This window comes from Ruania albidiflava DSM 18029, assembly GCF_000421225.1.
In the GTDB taxonomy this organism is placed as follows: domain Bacteria; phylum Actinomycetota; class Actinomycetes; order Actinomycetales; family Beutenbergiaceae; genus Ruania; species Ruania albidiflava.
This window is the reverse complement of sequence record NZ_ATWL01000003.1, coordinates 134,184-152,498: the sequence shown is the minus strand read 5'-3', so window position 1 is coordinate 152,498 and position 18,315 is coordinate 134,184. Positions and strand designations below refer to the sequence as shown.

Annotated in this window: 17 protein-coding genes; 1 reads left to right on the top strand and 16 read right to left on the bottom strand. The window is 71.3% G+C overall.

Features of this window, described 5'->3' with window-relative positions; all coding sequences use genetic code 11:
* Positions 1-82 precede the first annotated feature (82 nt).
* The 9 genes from araA to K338_RS0104995 form a co-directional block, all read right to left on the bottom strand.
* Positions 83-1,591, bottom strand: a complete 1,509-nt coding sequence (araA, locus tag K338_RS0105035) for an L-arabinose isomerase (RefSeq protein WP_022917088.1) — start codon at positions 1,589-1,591, stop codon at positions 83-85.
* The gene (locus K338_RS0105030; RefSeq protein WP_040653020.1) at positions 1,588-2,349 is read right to left on the bottom strand and encodes an L-ribulose-5-phosphate 4-epimerase; all 762 of its coding nucleotides are present in this window, start codon (positions 2,347-2,349) and stop codon (positions 1,588-1,590) included. The genes araA and K338_RS0105030 overlap by 4 nt, the downstream gene beginning before the upstream one ends.
* Positions 2,350-2,482: 133 nt before the next feature.
* Positions 2,483-4,213, bottom strand: coding sequence for a ribulokinase (gene araB, locus K338_RS0105025; protein WP_022917086.1), 1,731 nt, complete (start codon positions 4,211-4,213; stop codon positions 2,483-2,485).
* 195 nt (positions 4,214-4,408) lie between these two features.
* On the bottom strand, positions 4,409-4,873 hold the full coding sequence (locus K338_RS0105020) for a VOC family protein (RefSeq protein ID WP_022917085.1): 465 nt from the start codon (positions 4,871-4,873) through the stop codon (positions 4,409-4,411).
* A gap of 35 nt (positions 4,874-4,908) precedes the next feature.
* Entirely contained in the window at positions 4,909-5,310 is a 402-nt protein-coding gene (locus tag K338_RS0105015) for a helix-turn-helix domain-containing protein (RefSeq protein WP_022917084.1), read from the bottom strand.
* Between the two features lie 9 nt (positions 5,311-5,319).
* Positions 5,320-6,411 carry a LacI family DNA-binding transcriptional regulator gene (locus tag K338_RS20620; RefSeq protein ID WP_245542895.1) on the bottom strand — a complete coding sequence of 364 codons (1,092 nt, stop codon included), beginning with the start codon at positions 6,409-6,411 and terminating at the stop codon, positions 5,320-5,322.
* Positions 6,412-6,463: 52 nt separating this feature from the next.
* Positions 6,464-6,901, bottom strand: coding sequence for a glutaredoxin domain-containing protein (locus tag K338_RS26560; protein WP_022917082.1), 438 nt, complete (start codon positions 6,899-6,901; stop codon positions 6,464-6,466).
* Between the two features lie 96 nt (positions 6,902-6,997).
* Positions 6,998-8,053 carry a zinc-dependent alcohol dehydrogenase family protein gene (locus K338_RS0105000; protein WP_022917081.1) on the bottom strand — a complete coding sequence of 352 codons (1,056 nt, stop codon included), beginning with the start codon at positions 8,051-8,053 and terminating at the stop codon, positions 6,998-7,000.
* Positions 8,054-8,162: 109 nt separating this feature from the next.
* Positions 8,163-9,803: a DEAD/DEAH box helicase gene (locus tag K338_RS0104995; RefSeq protein WP_040652929.1), complete on the bottom strand. Its 1,641-nt coding sequence runs from the start codon at positions 9,801-9,803 to the stop codon at positions 8,163-8,165.
* Positions 9,804-10,008: 205 nt separating this feature from the next.
* On the opposite strand from K338_RS0104995, the gene K338_RS0104990 reads away from it, so the two are divergent.
* Positions 10,009-10,596 carry an SGNH/GDSL hydrolase family protein gene (locus K338_RS0104990; protein WP_022917079.1) on the top strand — a complete coding sequence of 196 codons (588 nt, stop codon included), beginning with the start codon at positions 10,009-10,011 and terminating at the stop codon, positions 10,594-10,596.
* Positions 10,597-10,840: 244 nt separating this feature from the next.
* Here K338_RS0104990 and K338_RS20610 read toward each other — a convergent pair whose 3' ends face one another.
* The 7 genes from K338_RS20610 to ygfZ form a co-directional block, all read right to left on the bottom strand.
* The gene (locus tag K338_RS20610) at positions 10,841-13,369 is read right to left on the bottom strand and encodes an ATP-dependent Clp protease ATP-binding subunit (RefSeq protein WP_022917078.1); all 2,529 of its coding nucleotides are present in this window, start codon (positions 13,367-13,369) and stop codon (positions 10,841-10,843) included.
* A 132-nt stretch (positions 13,370-13,501) separates the two neighbouring features.
* The gene (locus tag K338_RS0104975; RefSeq protein WP_022917077.1) at positions 13,502-14,029 is read right to left on the bottom strand and encodes an O-acetyl-ADP-ribose deacetylase; all 528 of its coding nucleotides are present in this window, start codon (positions 14,027-14,029) and stop codon (positions 13,502-13,504) included.
* 49 nt (positions 14,030-14,078) lie between these two features.
* Positions 14,079-14,528: a D-aminoacyl-tRNA deacylase gene (gene dtd / locus K338_RS0104970; protein WP_027286449.1), complete on the bottom strand. Its 450-nt coding sequence runs from the start codon at positions 14,526-14,528 to the stop codon at positions 14,079-14,081.
* Between the two features lie 3 nt (positions 14,529-14,531).
* A complete protein-coding gene (locus K338_RS20605; protein ID WP_245542894.1) occupies positions 14,532-15,596 on the bottom strand; it encodes an asparaginase in 1,065 nt (354 codons plus the stop codon).
* Complete coding sequence (locus tag K338_RS0104960) at positions 15,590-15,913, bottom strand: DUF2516 family protein (RefSeq protein ID WP_022917074.1); 324 nt, start codon at positions 15,911-15,913, stop codon at positions 15,590-15,592. The genes K338_RS20605 and K338_RS0104960 overlap by 7 nt, the downstream gene beginning before the upstream one ends.
* 37 nt (positions 15,914-15,950) lie before the next feature.
* Positions 15,951-17,150, bottom strand: a complete 1,200-nt coding sequence (locus tag K338_RS20600) for an FUSC family protein (protein WP_022917073.1) — start codon at positions 17,148-17,150, stop codon at positions 15,951-15,953.
* 3 nt (positions 17,151-17,153) lie between these two features.
* Positions 17,154-18,275, bottom strand: coding sequence for a CAF17-like 4Fe-4S cluster assembly/insertion protein YgfZ (gene ygfZ, locus K338_RS20595; RefSeq protein ID WP_022917072.1), 1,122 nt, complete (start codon positions 18,273-18,275; stop codon positions 17,154-17,156).
* Positions 18,276-18,315: the final 40 nt, after the last annotated feature.

The following is an 18,315-nucleotide window of genomic DNA, read 5'->3' as shown; positions in this document are numbered from 1 at the left end:
ACCACCCTGCCATAGGCGCGGCTGCCGCGGACAGAGCGGAGCGCGGACAAGCGGCCGAGGGCCGCGCCGGCGCGCGCCCCGCTCAGACCCTCGCGGTCATCCGGTAGTAGACCTGGTTCCACCGCAGCTCGCGCTGGAACTCCCGAACCGTCGTCGCCGAATCGATCACGGCGAGCTCGGTGCGGGCGATCTCGGCGAAGTCCTCGAACACCTCGATGCCCAGTGCGGTGCTCATCACCGTGTGGTGCGCCCCGCCGGCGGTCAGCCAGGCGCGGGCAGAGGTGCGAAAGTCCGGGCGCGGCACCCACACCGCGCGGGCGACCGGCAGCTTCGGCAGCTCGGCGTCCGGACCGACCACGTCCACCACGTTGGCTACCAGGCGGAACCGCTCGCGCATGTCGGACAGCGCCACCACCACGGCCGGGCCGGTGTCGGTGTCGAACACCATCCGCACCGGGTCCTCCCGGTCGCCGATGCCCAGCGGGTGGATCTCCACCCGGGGCTTGCTCGTGGTCAGCGACGGACAGATCTCCAGCATGTGCGCGCCGAGGATCTTCTCCTTGCCGGGGCTGAGCTCGTAGGTGTAGTCCTCCATCAGCGAGGCCCCGCCCGGCAGACCGTGGCCCATCACCTTCGCCAGCCGCACCAGGATGGCGGTCTTCCAGTCGCCCTCGGCGCCGAACCCGTACCCGTCGGCCATCAGCCGCTGCACCGCCAGACCAGGGAGCTGGCGCAGCCCGCCGAGGTCCTCGAAGTTGGTGGTGAACGCCTCGAACCCGCCGCGCTCCAGGAACGAGCGCATCCCGGCCTCCTGCCGGGCGGCGTACCGGAGCGAGTCGTGCCGGTCGCCACCGGGCAGCAGCTCGCCTGCCACGTCATAGGCAGCGGCGTACTCGGCCACCAGCTCGTCCACCACGGAGTCCGGGACCGCGTCCACGGCCTCGACCAGGTCGTTCACGCCCCAGGTGTTCACCGAGACGCCGAACCGCAGCTCGGCCTCGGTCTTGTCCCCCTCGGTCACGGCGACGTTGCGCATGTTGTCCCCGAACCGGGCGAGCTTCATCCCGGTCAGCGCCGCCCAGCCGGTGGCTGCCCGCGCCCAGGTGGACACCTCGTCCTGCACGGCCACGTCGGAGGCGTGCCCGACCACGATCTTGCGGGCCACCCCGAGCCGGGCGGCCACGTACCCGAACTCGCGGTCGCCGTGGGCGGCCTGGTTCAGGTTCATGAAGTCCATGTCGATGTCCGCCCAGGGCAGCTCCATACCGGCCTGGGTGTGCAGGTGCAGCAGCGGCGTGCGCAGCGCGTCCAGCCCGGTGATCCACATCTTCGCCGGGGAGAAGGTGTGCATCCAGGTGATCACCCCGATGCAGGCCTCGTCCGCGTTCGCCTCCAGTGCGGCGCGGCGGATCGCGGCGGCGTCCTTGAGCACCGGCTTCCAGACGATCTTCACCGGGATGCGCCCGGAGTCGGACAGCAGCCGGGCGACCTCCTGGGACTGCTCGGCGACCTGCGCGAGCGTGTCCTCGCCGTACAGGTCCTGGCTGCCGGTGAGGAACCAGATCTCGCGGCCGTCGAAGGGGTTGTTCACTGCTGCTCCTTAGCATCGTCGGCGCGCTGGCCGTACACGTTCTGGTACCGCTCGTACAGGGAGTCCACGTCGGACTGGGCGATCGGCTTCGGCTCCCCGAGCTGGCGGGCGATGTGCACGGTACGGGCCACGTCCTCGCACATCACCGCGGCCTTCACCGCCTCACGGGCATCCTTGCCGATGGTGAACGGGCCGTGCCCGGCCATGAGCACCGCGCGGGACCGGGACTCCCGCAGGGTCTGAACGATGCCGCGGCCGATGGAGTCGTCCCCGATCAGCGCGAACGGGCCCACCGGGATCTCCCCGCCGAACTCGTCGGCCATCATCGTGATCACGCACGGGATGGGCTCGTGCCGGGCGGCCCAGGCGGTGGCGTAGGTGGAGTGGGTGTGCACCACCCCGCCGACCTCGGGCATGTGCTGGTAGACGTAGGCGTGCGCGGCAGTGTCCGAGGAGGGGGTGAGCGCATCGGGGGTGCCGTCGGCGATCTTCGCCCCGTCCAGGGTGCACACCACCATCGAGGCCGGAGTGAGCTCGTCGTAGGAGACCCCGGAGGGCTTGATGACGAACAGCTCCACCTCCTCGGACGGCACCCGCTCGGAGACGTTCCCGGCTGTCCACACCACCAGCTCGTACCGGGTCAGCTCGGCGTGCAGCGCGGCCACCCGCTCCCGGGTCGCGGCCACCGCCTGCTGCACCGCCTCGGGTAGCTCGGTCAGCACCAGCTGCTCCCCACCGCCCTGTCCGGGCCGGCTCATCCGGCTCTCGACGGCGGAGCCCGCCGTGGTCTCATCGGTCACTGTGCTCTCTCCTCGTCTGTCCTTGCTGGTGCGCCGGCGAGCCGCGCCGGCACGGCGCGTTGCCCGCCCGCTACGCGATGCCCACGCACGCTCATGCCAGCTCTTCGGGTACCTGGAGAGCTGGCGCTGCGCCGTCGTCGGTATCGGCAACGCTGGCCAGCGCCTCCCGGCGGATCTTCTTCAGCCGGCGCATCACGTCGTTGCCGCCGCGGCCGAAGTAGTCGTGCAGCTGGGTGTACTCCGCATACAGCTCGTCGTAGGCGGCCTTGGCCTGCGGGTCGGGCTGGTAGGCGCCGACCACGCGGGCGCCCATCGACTCCCCGGCCACCTGCACGTCAGGGTACGCGCCGGCGGCGACCGCGGCATGGATGGCCGACCCGAGCGCGGGACCCTGGGTGGAGACGATCGTGCTCAGCGGCAGCCCGGTGACGTCGGCGTAGACCTGCATGAGGAACTCGTTCTTCAGCAGCCCGCCAGCCACCACGAGCTCGTCGATCGGTACCCCGGAGGAGACGAACGCTTCCACGATGGTGCGGGTGCCGAACGCAGTGGCCTCCAGCAGCGCGCGGTAGACGTCTTCGGGCCGGGTGGCCAGCGTCTGGCCGAGCACCAGACCGGAGAGCTCGGTGTCCACCAGCACCGACCGGTTGCCGTTGTGCCAGTCGAGGGCCACCAACCCGTGGGCGCCCACCGGCTGGGCCGCGGCGAGCTCGGTGAGGTAGGCGTGCAGCGACTGTCCGGCGGCCTCGGCCGCCTGGGCGTAGGCGGCGGGCACGCTGGTGGCCACGAAGTGCCCGAAGATGTCGCCCACACCGGACTGGCCGGCCTCGTAGCCGTACCGGCCGGCGCTGACTCCGCCGTCCACCACCCCGCACATGCCGGGGACCTCGTGCAGCTCCTCGCTGTTGACCACGTGGCAGGTGGAGGTGCCCATGATCAGCACCAGCTTGCCGGGGGCCACGGCGTTCGCGGCGGGCAGGGTGACGTGCGCGTCCACGTTGCCCACGGCCACCGCGATCCCTTCCGGCAGGCCGGTCCAGCGAGCAGCCTCGGCGGTCAGCGAGCCGGCGCGGGAGCCGAGCGGGTGGATCTCCTGCGGCAGCTTCTCGGCCGGGAAGGAGGCGAAGTCGGGGTTCAGCGCGCCGAGGAACTCCTCGCTCGGGTAGGCACCGTCCTGGTAGATGCCCTTGTAGCCGGCGGTGCAGGCGTTCGCGGCGTACTGCCCGCACAGCTGCCAGACGATCCAGTCCGCCGCCTCCACCCAGTGGTCTGTGGCGTCATAGATCTCTCGGTCCTCCTCCAGCAGCTGCAGCGCCTTGGCGTACTGCCACTCCGAGGAGATCAGGCCGCCGTAGCGGGGCAGCCAGGCCTCACCGCGTTCTTCGGCGAGGGCGTTGATCCGGTCGGCGTGCGGCTGGGCGGCGTGGTGCTTCCACAGCTTGACGTAGGCGTGCGGACGATTGGCGAACTGCTCCTCCTCGCACAGCGGCGTGCCGTCGGCGCGGACCGGCAGCACGGTGCTGGCGGTGAAGTCGATGCCGATGCCGATCACCTTCGCCGGGTCGATCCCCGCCGCGGTGACGGCCTGCGGCACGGCGTTCTTCAGCACGTCGACATAGTCAGCGGGGACCTGCAGCGCCCACTCCGGCGGCAGCACCTGGTCGTCGCCGGCGGTCAGCGTGGTGTCCATCACGGCGTGGGGGTAGACGTGCTCGGCATCGGCGAGCTCGGCGCCGTCGGACACGCGCACCACCACGGCGCGGCCGGAGAGGGTGCCGAAATCGACGCCGATGGCGTAGGCGTCCTGGGGCTGGTCAGTCATGGGGTCCTCGCAGTGGGCTTCGGTGCACGGGGGCCGGATGGTTGCCGGCGACTCGATGCTAAGGCGTCAGGTGCAGAGACCGGGGTCCTGCCTCGATGTTAGCGCTCACAACAATGGGTGACCAGTCCACAACCCCATGCGTGAGTCCTCATGCCACGCTGCACCCGTGGCATGAGGACTCGGGCGGATGGGTGATCAGTCCTGGTGCGCACCACCCCAGCAGGCGAGGTCCTCCTCGGTGATCTCCTGCAGCGGTGTCTGCTGGGTGATGCGGATGTGGTTGCCGAACGGGTCGCGCAGCGCACAGTCGATCCCGTAGGGCTGCTTGGTGGGCTTCTCGGTGAACTCCACCCCCTTGGCGAGGAGCTCGTCGTAGGTCGCCTGGCAGTCGTCTGTGGACAAGATGGCGGCAGTGCCCATGGCTCCTTGGGTGACCAGCTCGCGCACCGTGGCTGCGGTCCTCTCCGGAAGCATCGGCGGCGCCGGGACCTCCAGCAGGATGTTCCGGTCGGGCTGGCTGGCCGGGGCGACGGTGAGCCAGCGCATGAAGCCCATGTCCACGTCGGCGGTCACCTCGAAGCCGAGGATGTCGACGTAGAAGTCGAGGGCCTTCTGCTGGTCAAGAACATAGACGCTGTGGATGCTGATTCCGGTGATCATGCCGCCAACGCTAAGCGCACACGCTGCCGAGCCGCTTATCCAAAACTGCTCGGTCGCCGCGTCCAGGCCTTGGTGAAGCAGACCGGCACGTCCACCGGGTGTGTCTCCCGCCGGTACCGGCTCGGGCTGCGGCCGACGATCGCGGTGAATGTTCGGCTGAAGGTACCGAGGCTGGCGAAGCCCACCGCCAGCGCTACGTCGGTCACCGGCAGCGTGGTGTCCCGCAACAGGGCGCAGGCGCGCTCCACCCGGCGTCGCTGCAGGTGCCGGTGTGGTGTCTCGCCGAACAGACCACGGAACCGGCGGCTGAAGTGCGCGGGCGACATGTACGCCAGCGCCGCCACTGCCGGCACGTCGATCGGCTGCGCGTAGTCGCGGTCCAGCGCGTCCCGTGCACGCAGCAACCTGCGGTTCTCGTCCTCGGTCGGGGTGAACACGGGCCGGCGCTACTGTCGACCGGCGGACGCGGTGCCGGTGCTCGGACGGGCCTGCGGTGCCGCCTCTCGGCCCGCCGGTGCCGCTTCACGGGCAGGGCCGGTGCTGGCGCGCACCACCAGCGAGGGAGTGACCGGTTCGGCCACCTCCTCCGCGCCGGCGATCTGTGCCACCAGCACCTCGATCGCCCGCCGGCCCAGGGTGACGAAGTCCTGCTGCACAGTGGTCAGCGGTGGGATGTAGTGGTCCGAGCCGACGACGTCGTCGAAGCCCACCACACTCACCTGCTCCGGCACTCCCACCCCCGCCTCAGCGAAGGCGTGCAGCACCCCGAGAGCCATCTGGTCGTTGCTGGCGAACACTGCCTGCGGCAGGTCGGTGAGCAGCTCCTGGGCGGCCGCGTAGCCGGAGGCGGCGCTCCAGTCTCCGACCAGGTCCGCCCGCGGCACCAGCCCGGCCCCGGCCAGCGCCTCCCACCAGGCGCGCTGGCGCACCTGGGCGTCGAACCACTCCGGCGGGCCGGCCACGTGCACCACGTCCCGGTGGCCCAGGCCGGTGAGGTGCTCGACCACCAGGTGCACTCCGGCGGCCTGGTCCACGTGCAGCACCGGTGGCTCGAACGCGTCGGCGTCCGCCGCGGAGATCAGCAGCACCGGCAGCTGCGCGGAGACCGCCTGGGCGGCGCGGGCCACCTGCTCCACCGGCGCGATCACCACCACCCCCTCGACGGCCTGGTCCATCAGCGAGTCCAGCACTCCGGTGAGCACCTCGGGAGTCGGGTCCGGGGCCATCGCCACGGTCACGAAGTAGCCGGCGGCACGTGCGGACTGCTCCAGCACCGCCAGCGTGGTGGCCGGGCCGAACTGCATCGAGCCGGTGGTGACGATGCCGATCGCCCCGGAGCGCCGGGTGACCAGGGCGCGGGCGGCACTGTTGCGCCGGTAGCCGAGCTCACGGATTGCCGCCTGCACGCGGTCACGGGTCGCCGGCCGCACGTTCGGGTGACCGTTGAGCACCCGGGAGACGGTCTGGTGGGAGACACCGGCCAGCCGGGCGACGTCGCTCATCCCCGGCCGTGCGCCGGGGTACGTGCTGGCGGACACCAGAGGATCACCCCTTCTGCTCGAGTGGGATGAGCCTAGTGGAGCCGACCGCTCATGCAGCGGCGACCAGGTGCGGGCGGACCTGCCCAGCGGGCGGGTTGGTGTGCGCGACGCCGTCGATCACCACAGTGGGCACGGTCTCGTTGCCGTCGTTGACGCTGCGCAGGTAGGCGGCGGCGTCCTCGTCGGTCCAGATGTTGATCCAGGTCGCCGAGCGGCCCAGTCGACCGAGCCGCCGCCGCAGCGCACTGCAGTACGGGCACCCGGGCCGCCAGTAGATCACCACGGCTCGGGCCGGGTCGTCTGCCGGCAAGCGGTCCAGCTCAGCCTGGCTCGTCCCGCCCCGGCCCCGCCAGGGGAACGTCCAGACCAGCACAGCGGTCATCGCCAGCCCGTACCCGGCGAAGAACAGCCACTGCCGGTCCAGGGCGAACGTGACCAGCACCGCCACGACCGCGACCAGCAGGAGCCACCACCATCCACGACGCACCTGTCCAGTATCACCCGGGTGCGGCACCCCGTGCCTCCACTGTGGGACGGAGACCGTCTCGCCCACAGTGGAGGCCGGACACGCGGTGCCGGTGGCTCAGCGCCGGACGATGACCTTCATCGCCTTCGTCTCGGCCGCGCGACCGAAGGTGTCGTAGGCATCCATGAAGTCATCCATGGCGAAGGTGTGGGTCACGAACCGCTCCGGGTCGAGCTTGCCCTGGGCCACCAGCTTGAGCAGCATCGGTGTGGTGGTCGCCGAGACCAGACCGGTGGTGATGGCGATGTCCTTGATCCACAGGTCCTGCAGCTTCAGCTCGACCGAGCTGCCGTGCACGCCCACGTTCGCCACCGTGCCACCAGGCCGGATCAGCTCGGTGCACATCTCGAAGGTCGCGGGCACACCGACTGCCTCGACGGCCACGTCCACGCCCAGACCGTCGGTCATGGCCAGGACCTGGTCCTGCCAGTCCGCGGCACCGCTGTTCACCGAGTCGGTCGCGCCGAACTCCTTGGCGAGCTCCAGCCGGTTGTCATCCAGGTCGATCGCGATCACGCGAGAGGCCCCGTAGAGGCCGGCAGTCATGACCACTGCCAGGCCCACTGGTCCGGCGCCGATCACGGCGACCACATCGCCCGGCTTCACCCGGCCGTTGCGCACCCCGATCTCGAAGCCGGTCGGCAAGATGTCCGACAGCATCACGGCCGCCTCGTCGCTGACTGCCTCGGGCAGCTTGTGCAGGGAGCTGTCGGCGAACGGGACCCGGACGTACTCAGCCTGGGTGCCGTCGATCAGGTGCCCGAAGATCCACCCGACACCTGGTGCCCCCTCGGCGTGCAGACAGTGCGACGGCAGCTGCTGGTGGCAGTACGAGCAGGAGCCGCACGCGGACACACAGGAGATGATCACCCGGTCGCCGACCGCCAGAGTCCCGACCGCGGAGCCGACCTCGGTGATGGTGCCGACGCCCTCGTGCCCCAGGATCCGGCCAGGTGTGACGGCGGGGACGTCACCTTTGAGGATGTGCAGGTCGGTGCCGCAGATGGTGGTGGTGTCGACCTGCACGATCACGTCGGTCGGTTCGAGGATCGTCGGGTCCGGCACCTCCTCCCACGCCTTCTGACCGGGCCCGTGATAGACGAGTGCCTTCATGACGATGCGCCTCCTTGGTCCACCCCGACCGTGATCGGTGGGGGTGATTCCACGCTATCGACGAGAACGGCTCGCTACCGGGGACCTTCGTCCCTCCCGGGCCGCAGCATCAACGGCCGCTGGGTGGGCCGCCCGGACGGTCCGCCCGGCGGGACCGGCGACCCCTGCGCGATGGGCTGCTCCCGGAGCCGGCGCGTGGACCGTCGGGGACGGTGGCCCAGGACGCCTGCATCCCGGAACGGGTCTGGCCGCCGACCTGGCCCGAGGAGGTCGAGTAGGTCAGGGTCGAACCGCCGGCCCGGGTCGGGGCCCCGGACCGGCTCGGTCCGCCAGACCTGGTCGAGCCACGCCCACCAGCACCGCGTCCAGCCGGCTGCCCGGTGCGTGCGCCCGACCGGTCCCGGTCCAGTGCCCCCGAGCCCCGGCCGCGACCACCACGGCTGCGCGACGAACCGCCCTGGGCCCCTGCTGCGGGTCGGCGCCGGTCGCCGGCGCCCCCTGATTGCCCAGTGCGCGGTTTGCGGCCGGGCCGCTGGCCCTGCGGAGCCGGCTTACGAGCTGCCGCGGCGGGGGCGTGCTCCGGTGCCACCCGCGGTGCGACCTGGCCGACCAGGGCATCGACCAGCTGCTGTGCGGCGGGCTGCGGTCGCGCGGAGATCTTCGCCGCGCGCAGCAGCTGGCGCACGTCACCGCGCTGCTCGCTGAGCATGATCGTGACCACGGTGCCACCGGACCCGGCGCGGGCAGTCCGTCCAGAGCGGTGCAGGTAGGCCTTGTGCTCGGCGGGTGGATCCACGTGCACCACCAGGTCCACATCGTCCACGTGGATGCCACGGGCGGCGATGTCGGTGGCGACCAGCACTCGCACGGTGCCGGTGGTGAACGCCTCCAGGTTGCGTTCCCGGGCGTTCTGGCTCAGGTTGCCGTGCAGGTCGACGGCGGGGATGCCGTTGGCAGTGAGCTGTCGGGCGAGCTTGCGCGCCTGGTGCTTGGTGCGGGTGAACAGCAGCCGGCGCCTGCTCCCGGAGGCAAGGCGTTCGACCAGCTCGCGCTTGGCGGCCGGGTCGGCGACCTCGAGGATGTGATGGGTCATCTCCCCCACCGGTGAGGTCTCCGGGTCCACGGAGTGCTGCAGGGGGCGGTGCAGGTACTTCTTCACCAGCACGTCCACACCGCGGTCCAGAGTGGCGGAGAACAGCATCCGCTGGCCCTTGGCCGGGGTGGCGTCCAGGATGCGGCGCACCACCGGGAGGAAGCCTAGGTCTGCCATGTGGTCGGCCTCGTCGAGCACGGTGATCTCCACGGTGTCCAGGTGCAGGTGGCCCTGACCGCGCAGGTCCTCCAGTCGCCCCGGGCAGGCGACGAGGATCTCCACCCCGGCGGCCAGGGCCTCCACCTGCCGGCCCTGGCCGACCCCGCCGAAGATCACCGTGGTGCGCAGCCCAGCCGCCTTGGCCAGCGGGGTGAGGGTGGCGCTGATCTGGCTGGCCAGCTCTCGGGTGGGGGCGAGCACCAGTCCCAGCGGGCGACCCCGCTGGGCGCGCCGGCCGGTGAGGTTGGCCACCATCGGCAGGCTGAACGCGAGGGTCTTGCCGGAGCCGGTGCGGCCGCGGCCGAGCACGTCCCGCCCGGCGAGGGTGTCGGCGAGGGTGGCGGACTGGATCGGGAACGGCGAGGTGATGCCTCCTGCGGTGAGGGAGTCCACCAGCGGGGCTGGGACGCCGAGGTCGAGGAAGCTCTGGGCAGGCATGGATGGTGCAGACAAGTAACTACTCCGCAGGTCGAGGTTCACCGCAGAGACCGTCACTTGGCGCTCACCAGCGTCCAGCCGGCGCACCCGAAACCGCGATGCCGGGCGCGCTCCTGTCGCTGCCCTACCCACTAGTGTCCCCCATCCCGGCACGCGGGCACGACCATCGTGGGCAGCCTCACAGCTGGCGATAGGGTCAGGGACCGTGACGATTCTTCTGACCGGTGACTCGATCACCGACTGTGGCCGTGACCGTGACGACCTGACCAGCCTCGGCGCAGGCTATGCCGCACTGGTGGCTGCTGGGCTGCCGGAGGAGCGGGTGATCAACACCGGCATCGGCGGCAACCGGGTGAAGGACCTGCAGGCCCGCTGGGACGCCGACGTGCTCGTGCACTCCCCCGCAGTGCTCTCGATCATGATCGGTATCAACGACACCTGGCGCCGGTACGACTCCGAGGATCCCACCTCGGCCGCCGACTACGAGGCCGGTTACCGGGACATCCTCACCCGGTCCCGGGAGGCGGGCATCGGGCGGATCGTGCTCATCGAGCCGTTCCTGCTCCCGGTGAACGAAGAACAGTGGTCCTGGCGCGAGGACCTGGACCCGAAGATCCAGGTGGTGCGCCGCCTCGCCGCCGAGTTCGCCACCGACTACCTGGCCACCGACGGACCGCTGGCCGAGGTCGCCGCGCGGACCGGTGCCGCGGCGCTCGCCCACGACGGGGTGCACCCGACCGAAGCCGGCCACCGGTTCCTGGCCGACCGCTGGCTGGAGCTCTACCAGGCCTGAGCCCGCGGCCCACGCCCGCGCCCACGCCGCCGCCGGCCCGACCCCTACGCACGGGGAGAACACCTCAGCCAGGTGAGCTCCGCCGTCGCCGGCGTGCTCTGGTGTGGACGTCTGCTGGTGTCAGAGCAGCACCGATCCTCCACACGAGCACCACGCGAGCACCACGCCATGCGAGCACCAGAACGCACCGGGCCGGCCGGGCGCTCTCGCACCCGACCGGCCCTGCGTGTGGCTTCCGGGGCGGCTACTCGCCGGAGGAGGCCTCCGGCAGCTGCGGCGCCGAGCCCGCACCGACTGCCAGCGGCTCCTTCTCGTCCTTCTGCTTGTCCACACCGGTGAAGGTGAACTCGCCGAGCAGGCCCTCGCCGGTGGCGTCCACGATGATCTTCTGGCCGGCGTGCAGCTCGCCGTAGAGGATCTTCTCCGAGAGCTGGTCCTCGATCTCCCGCTGGATCGCGCGGCGCAGCGGCCGGGCCCCGAGCACCGGGTCGTACCCACGCTCGGCGATCAGCTGGTGCGCGGCCTCGGTGAGCTCGATGTCCATGTCCTTGTCCGCCAGGCGGTCGGAGAGCTTGTCCACCATCAGGTCCACGATCTGGTGGATCTCCTCCTGGGACAGCTGCGGGAACACGATCACGTCGTCCACCCGGTTGAGGAACTCGGGGCGGAAGTGCTGCTTGAGCTCTTCGTTCACCTTCGTCTTCATCCGGTCGTAGCTGGTGGACAGGTCACCGCCGGCCTGGAACCCGGTGATCAGCCCCTTGGCGATGTCCCGGGTGCCGAGGTTGGTGGTCATGATGATCACGGTGTTCTTGAAGTCCACCACGCGGCCCTGGGCGTCGGTGAGACGACCGTCCTCGAGGATCTGCAGCAGCGAGTTGAAGATGTCCGCGTGCGCCTTCTCCACCTCGTCGAACAGCACCACGGAGAACGGACGGCGGCGCACCTTCTCGGTGAGCTGGCCACCCTCTTCGTAGCCGACGTACCCGGGCGGGGACCCGAACATCCGGGACACGGTGTGCTTCTCGGAGTACTCGCTCATGTCCAGCTGGATGAGCGCGTCCTCGTCCCCGAACAGGAACTCCGCGAGCGCCTTGGCCAGCTCGGTCTTCCCGACGCCGGTGGGCCCAGCGAAGATGAACGAGCCGCCGGGGCGCTTCGGGTCCTTCAGGCCGGCACGGGTGCGCCGGATCGCCTGGGAGAGCGCCTTGACCGCCGCGTCCTGGCCGACGATCCGCTTGTGCAGCTCGTCCTCCATCCGCAGCAGCCGGCTGGACTCCTCCTCGGTGAGCTTGAACACCGGGATGCCGGTGGAGTTGGCGAGGACCTCAGCGATCAGCTCCTCGTCCACCTCCGCGACGTTGTCCAGATCACCGGACTTCCAGGCCTTGTCCTTCTCCGCGCGGGTGCTCGAGAGGGTCTTCTCCTCGTCCCGCAGCCGGGCGGCACGCTCGAAGTCCTGGTCGTCGATCGCGGACTCCTTGGCGCGGCGGGTCTCGGCGATCTGCTCGTCGAGCTCCCGCAGCTCCGGTGGGGCGGTCATCCGGCGGATGCGCAGCCGGGCACCGGCCTCGTCGATCAGGTCGATCGCCTTGTCCGGCAGGAACCGGTCGTTGACGTACCGGTCGGCGAGGTTGGCCGCCGCCACCAGGGCGTCATCGGTGATGGTCACCCGGTGGTGCGCCTCGTACCGGTCGCGCAGTCCCTTGAGGATCTCGATGGTGTGCGCGAGCGTGGGCTCGGCCACCTGGATCGGCTGGAACCGGCGCTCCAGGGCGGCGTCCTTCTCGATGTACTTGCGGTACTCCTCGAGCGTGGTGGCACCGATGGTCTGCAGCTCGCCGCGGGCCAGCATCGGCTTGAGGATGCTGGCGGCGTCGATGGCGCCCTCGGCGGCCCCGGCACCCACGAGCGTGTGGATCTCGTCGATGAACAGGATGATGTCGCCGCGGGTGCGGATCTCCTTGAGCACCTTGCGCAGCCGCTCCTCGAAGTCACCGCGGTAGCGGGAGCCGGCCACCAGGGCACCGAGGTCGAGGGTGTAGAGCTGCTTGTCCTTCAGCGTCTCGGGCACGTCGCCGCGGACGATGTCCTGGGCCAGGCCCTCCACCACCGCCGTCTTGCCGACGCCGGGCTCACCGATCAGCACCGGGTTGTTCTTGGTGCGCCGGGAGAGCACCTGCATCACCCGCTCGATCTCGTTGGCACGCCCGATCACCGGGTCGAGCTTCACGTCCCGGGCCGCCTGGGTGAGGTTGCGGCCGAACTGGTCCAGCACGGCAGACCCGGACGGGGTGCCCTCGGCCGGGCCACCAGCGGAGACCGGCTCCTTGCCCTGGTAGCCGGACAGCAGCTGGATGACCTGCTGGCGCACCCGGTTCAGGTCGGCGCCGAGCTTGGTGAGCACCTTGGCGGCGACGCCCTCACCTTCACGGATCAGGCCGAGCAGGATGTGCTCGGTGCCGATGTAGTTGTGGCCGAGCTGCAGCGCCTCGCGCAGGGACAGCTCCAGCACCTTCTTGGCGCGCGGGGTGAACGGGATGTGCCCGTTCGGGGCCTGCTGGCCCTCGCCGATGATCTCCTGCACCTGCTGGCGTACTGCTTCCAGGGAGATGTTCAGCGACTCCAACGCCTTCGCGGCAACGCCTTCGCCCTCATGGATGAGGCCGAGCAGGATGTGCTCGGTGCCGATGTAGTTGTGGTTAAGCATCCGCGCCTCTTCTTGGGCGAGGACGACTACCCGACGGGCTCGGTCGGTAAATCTCTCGAACATCTCGTGCTCCTCACTGGCCGGACCGCATGCGGTCATGGCGGTGTTCATCCAGGCTAACGGCGCCCACCCCCTGGGCATGCCCCTGTTCGCCAGCGGCAGAGAAGGTGAGACCGGGCTGTGACCCAGGTGGGCTCACTGCGCGGGCAGGTGCTGGGTGAAGCTGGCTCGGGCGTCCTCGTTGACCAGCACGAACCGCCCCAGCTCGACGGCGGAGGCTGGGTGGTTCTGCACCCAGCCGTGGGTAGCGCTCACCGCGATCTGGGCAACCTGCTCCATCGGCCAGCCGTAGACGCCGGCGCTGACCGCCGGGAACGCGAGGCTGGTGGCGCCGACCTGGTCGGCCACGTCCAGGCTGGAGGTGAAGCAGGCGGCCAGCAGGGCGGGGTCGGTCTGACCGGCGTGCGCGTTCGGGCCGACGGTGTGGATCACCCAGCGCGCGGGCAGGTTCCCCGCGCCGGTGGCCACCGCGTGCCCGACCGCGAGCCCGTCTGGCAGGGCGGTCTCGCGCAGGTGGCGGCACTCGGCGAGCAGGTCCGGCCCGGCGGCACGGTGGATCGCTCCGTCCACCCCGCCGCCGCCGAGCAGCGAGGAGTTGGCGGCGTTCACCACCGCGTCGACCGGCTGGGTGGTGATGTCCCCGACGACGGCCTCGATACGCATAGGTCCCACTCTGCCAGTCGCCGAGCTGGTGTGGAAGATCGGTGGTGCTCTAGCACCAGCAACCTTCCACACCAGCTCGGCGATCAAGCACCAGGGTGACCGGGCCGTCGTTCGTCAGCTCCACCGCCATGTCGGCACCGAAGGCTCCGGTCTCGGTGCGCACGCCTCGCTCCCGCAGCGCCGCGACGACGGTGTCCACCAGTGGCTCTGCCACCTCACCGGGGGCCGCGTCGGTCCAGGAGGGACGACGGCCCTTGCGCGCCTGCCCGTACAGGGTGAACTGGCTGACCACGAGCACCTCGGCACCCGTATCGGCCACCGAGGTCTCCTCACGCAGGATGCGCAGGTCGGCGATCTTGCGGGCGATCCACTGCGCCTCGGCGACCGTGTCGGTGTGCGTGACCCCGACCAGGGCCAGCAGGCCTGGGCCGATCTCACCGACTGTCTGCCCGGCCACGCTCACCCGGGCACGGGTGACCCGTTGCAGCACTGCCCGCACAGCTCAGTCCCGCCCCGCGCCGGAGCCGGCGGCACCCGCAGGCCCCGCAGCACCACCAGACCCCGGCGACCCGGCCACCCCACGTGATGCTCCGCCGTCAACCTGGAACGCCGGCAGCACCGACCCGACCGGCTCCCCGTGCCCGAGCACCGGCACTTGTGCCCACGGCCAGTGGCCCCGCTCCCCCAGAGCGCGCAGCGCGGCGGCGAGCAGCACCGGGCGGGGGCGAGAGGCGCCGTCGGAGACCTTGAGCGCGACTGCCCGCCCATCGGGTAGCGCCGCTGCGTACACCCCTTCGGCACCGTCCTTGGCGATCAGCCCGGGCACGGTCTGCATCGCCGCGGTCGCGTCCCTGCCGGTACCGGCGACCAGGAACGGGTGGGCGCGCATGGCGCTGGCCACCCGGTGCTCGGGCGTGCCCGGGGCGGCGGTGGCGATGTGCGCGAACGACCGAGCCAGCCCGCGCACCGTGGTGGAGGGCTGCGGCGCCCCGCACCCGTCCACGGCCAGGTAGCGGTCCGGCGCACCGGTGAGCTCGGTGATCACCTGCAGGATGTGCGCCTGCAGCGGGTGCTGCGCCTCCAGGTAGCCGGCGGTGGGCCAGCCAGCGGCGACACAGGTGGCCAGCATGGCCGCATGCTTGCCGGAGCAGTTCTGCGCGATCGGTTCGGCACCCCGGCCGGCCTCCCGCCAGGCGGTCGCCGCGTCCGTGCTCAACGGCCAGTCCGGGGTGTTGCCCAGGTCGGCCTCGGTCAGGTGCGCAGCGGCGAGGATGCTGCGCACCACCTCCCGGTGCCGGCCTTCCCCGTTGTGCGAGGCGCAGGCCAGGGCGATCTGCTCATCGGTCAGCACCACCCCTGCGCGTAGCATCGCCACCGTCTGCAGCGGCTTGAGCGAAGAGCGGGCGTAGATCTGCTGCTCCGGCTGCCCGAGGCTGAGCACGTCGGTGCCGTCAGCGGCCAGGGCGAGCAGGTGGCCGGTGTGCACCGACTCGACCATCTCCGAACGCACCACCCAGGCCAGCTCGGCCCCGCGGGCGGGCACCTCCAGACCCGGCGAGGTCACCACGGCCCCCGGTTGCCGCCCGAGCCGCGGCTGTAGCGGGAGACCGCCGGGCGCACGTCCGCCAGGTACACCCCCGCCGGCACTCCGCCGAGCAGCATCAGCAGCAGCGAGCTCCCGGAGCCACCGGCCGGGATGCCGAGGAAGGCGAGCAGCGTGGCCAGACCGGTGACGAGGCACCAGAAGCCCTTGGTGCGCTTGTCCGCGTCCGTGAACGCCGACGCCGGCCGGATCGCAGCGTCGATCAGCGCCCAGGCCGCGAGCCCGAACGCCACCAGTGCCAGCGCCAGGAACAGGTAGTACTGGATGCTCGCGATGATCACAGGGGAAGCCTACGCGAGTGTGCCACGGCAGCGGCCCTCAGCCGGTCTTCCCGGTGCCCGGACCGGTCTGACCGGTGCTCGGTCCGGTCTCCCCGGTGCTCGGCGGTTCCGGTGCGCCGGTGCCCACCAGGACCTCCCGCGCCTGGGAGCCGGTCAGCCCGGTCAGCTCCAGCAGGTCCACCACCAGGGAGCGGACCAGCACCACCAGCGTCTGCGCCGGCCAGCCGGAGAACTGCTGCGGGTCCAGCCGGCCGGCCACCTCCAGCAGCCGGGGGCGCAGCTGGATCAGCTCTGCGCTGGAGCCCAGGGCCACGGAAAGCTCACGCACCGAGTGGCCGATCGACTCCAGGATGTCCGCCAGCTCCTCCTGGTGCGCTACGTCCCGCGTGACCACCCAGGCGCGGCGAGCGATCACCCGGGTGTTGCGCATCGCCCGGTCGGCGAGCACCCCGGCCCGGCGCATCCGCAGCAGGTAGTCGTCATGGCGCAGGCGGGCCGGGGTGAGCCGGGTGGCGGCCAGGGCGGTGTCCACCAGGTCGGCCCACTCGTCGATCACCCCCTGGGAGCCGCGGGCGCGGGTGAGCGCATCGTCGACCACCGCCCCGTCCCCGCTGCGCAGGCCGCGGGCGACGTCGGTGAGGGTGAGGGCGATCTCGGTCATCCCGGACTCGGCGAGCCGTCGCGAGCGTCGGCGCACGTCCAGCGGCAGCCCCGCCGCCACCAGCAGTGCCATCGAGCCGCCGACCAGCGCATCGGTCCACCGGGTGAACCCACCACCGCCGACGATCGCCGGCAGCGCCACCACCACCACGGACTGCACCCCGGCCTGCATACCGAACATGGTGGCGCCGTCGACCAGCCGCGCCAGGCTCACCGCCAGGGCCAGCACCACTGCGATCTGCACCGGTCCGGAGCCGAACAGGTAGGCGAACAGCTCCCCGAACGCCACCCCGACGCTCACCCCCAGGGCGAGCTCGGCGACCTTCCGGGGGCGGCGGTCGATGCCGAAGCCGAGGGAGACGAACGCGGCGATCGGGGCGAAGATCGGGTACGGGTGGCCCAGGGCGTAGTGCGCGATCGCGTACGCGGCGCCGGCAGCCAGCGCAGCGGTGAGGATGGCGCGCGCCTCCGAGCGCACCCGGCGGCCGCCGCGGCGGACCCTGGCCCGCGCCCGCACCCAGGTCTGCCGCAGCCCGGTCTGGCTGCTGCGGGCGGTCGGGTCAGCGGCGCCGGCCACCTGCTACAGCGTCCGTCGGCGCAGCTGCGGCCGGCCGGAGGGCTCCGGGCGGCCGGTGCCGAACCCGTCGGTGTTCACGATGACCTCCTGGGCGGCAGCGATCCCGGCGACCATCAGCTCCGCAGCCGGGTCCAGGTTGCGCTTGAGCAGGGCGAGCGCCACCGGCCCGAGCTCGTGGTGGCGCACCACGGAGGTCACCACGCCCACCTTCCGTTCCCCGTGCAGGACGTCGTCTCCCGGCTCGGGCAGCACGTGCTCGCTGCCGTCCAGGTGCAGCATGGTCAGCCGCCGGGGTGGGCGACCCAGGTTGAACACGCGGGCCACCGACTCCTGGCCGCGGTAGCAACCCTTGTGCAGGTGCACCCCGGTGCGCAACCAGTCCAGCTCGTGCGGGATGGCCCGTTCGTCGACGTCCCGGGCCAGCCGAGGCCGCCAGGCGCCCACCCGCAACGCTTCCAGCGCCCAGACACCAGCTGCACGTGCACCGGCGGACTCCGCCTCGGCGACCACGTCGGCGACCTGGTCCCGGGGGGTGATCCAGTAGCGCACCTGCCACTCGGTGCCGGGGTGCTCCGCCTCGGGCGGGCCGTACCGGGTGGAGCCCTCCGGGGTGTGTGGCCACGGGTCGGTCCAGGACGGCAGCTCGGCCCCGTCCGCTCCGCGCAGGGTGGGGCCGGTGGCGCTGGTGGCCAGCACCCCGAGGTCGCTGCGGTGGGTGATCTCCACCCGGAGCATGAACTTCATCGACTCCAGGAAGGCGGCCAGGTCGGCGCCGTCGGCCGCGTCGGCGACCAGGAAGGTGCACTCGCCGTCGTCCAGCACCGCCGGGGCGTGGCTGATCCGCCCGTTCACGTCCAGCAGCATCATCTCTGCGCTCTGCCCAGGTGCCAGGTCCCGCAGCCACTGGGAGGAGAGCGTGTCCAGCCAGCTGAGCCGGTCCGGTCCGGTGACGGTGACCACGCCGCGGTGGCTGGCGTCCACTACGCCGATACCGCGCACCAGGGCTCGCTGCTCGGCGACCGGTTCACCGTAGTGCGCGGCCACACCTTCGTCCGGGGCGGAGGCGGCGACAGCGCCGCGGCGGCTCAGCAGCGGAGAACGGTACTCAGCGGTCTGGGTGGTCATGTCTCCTCAATCACCAGGCAGGGGTGCTTCATTCCGGCCC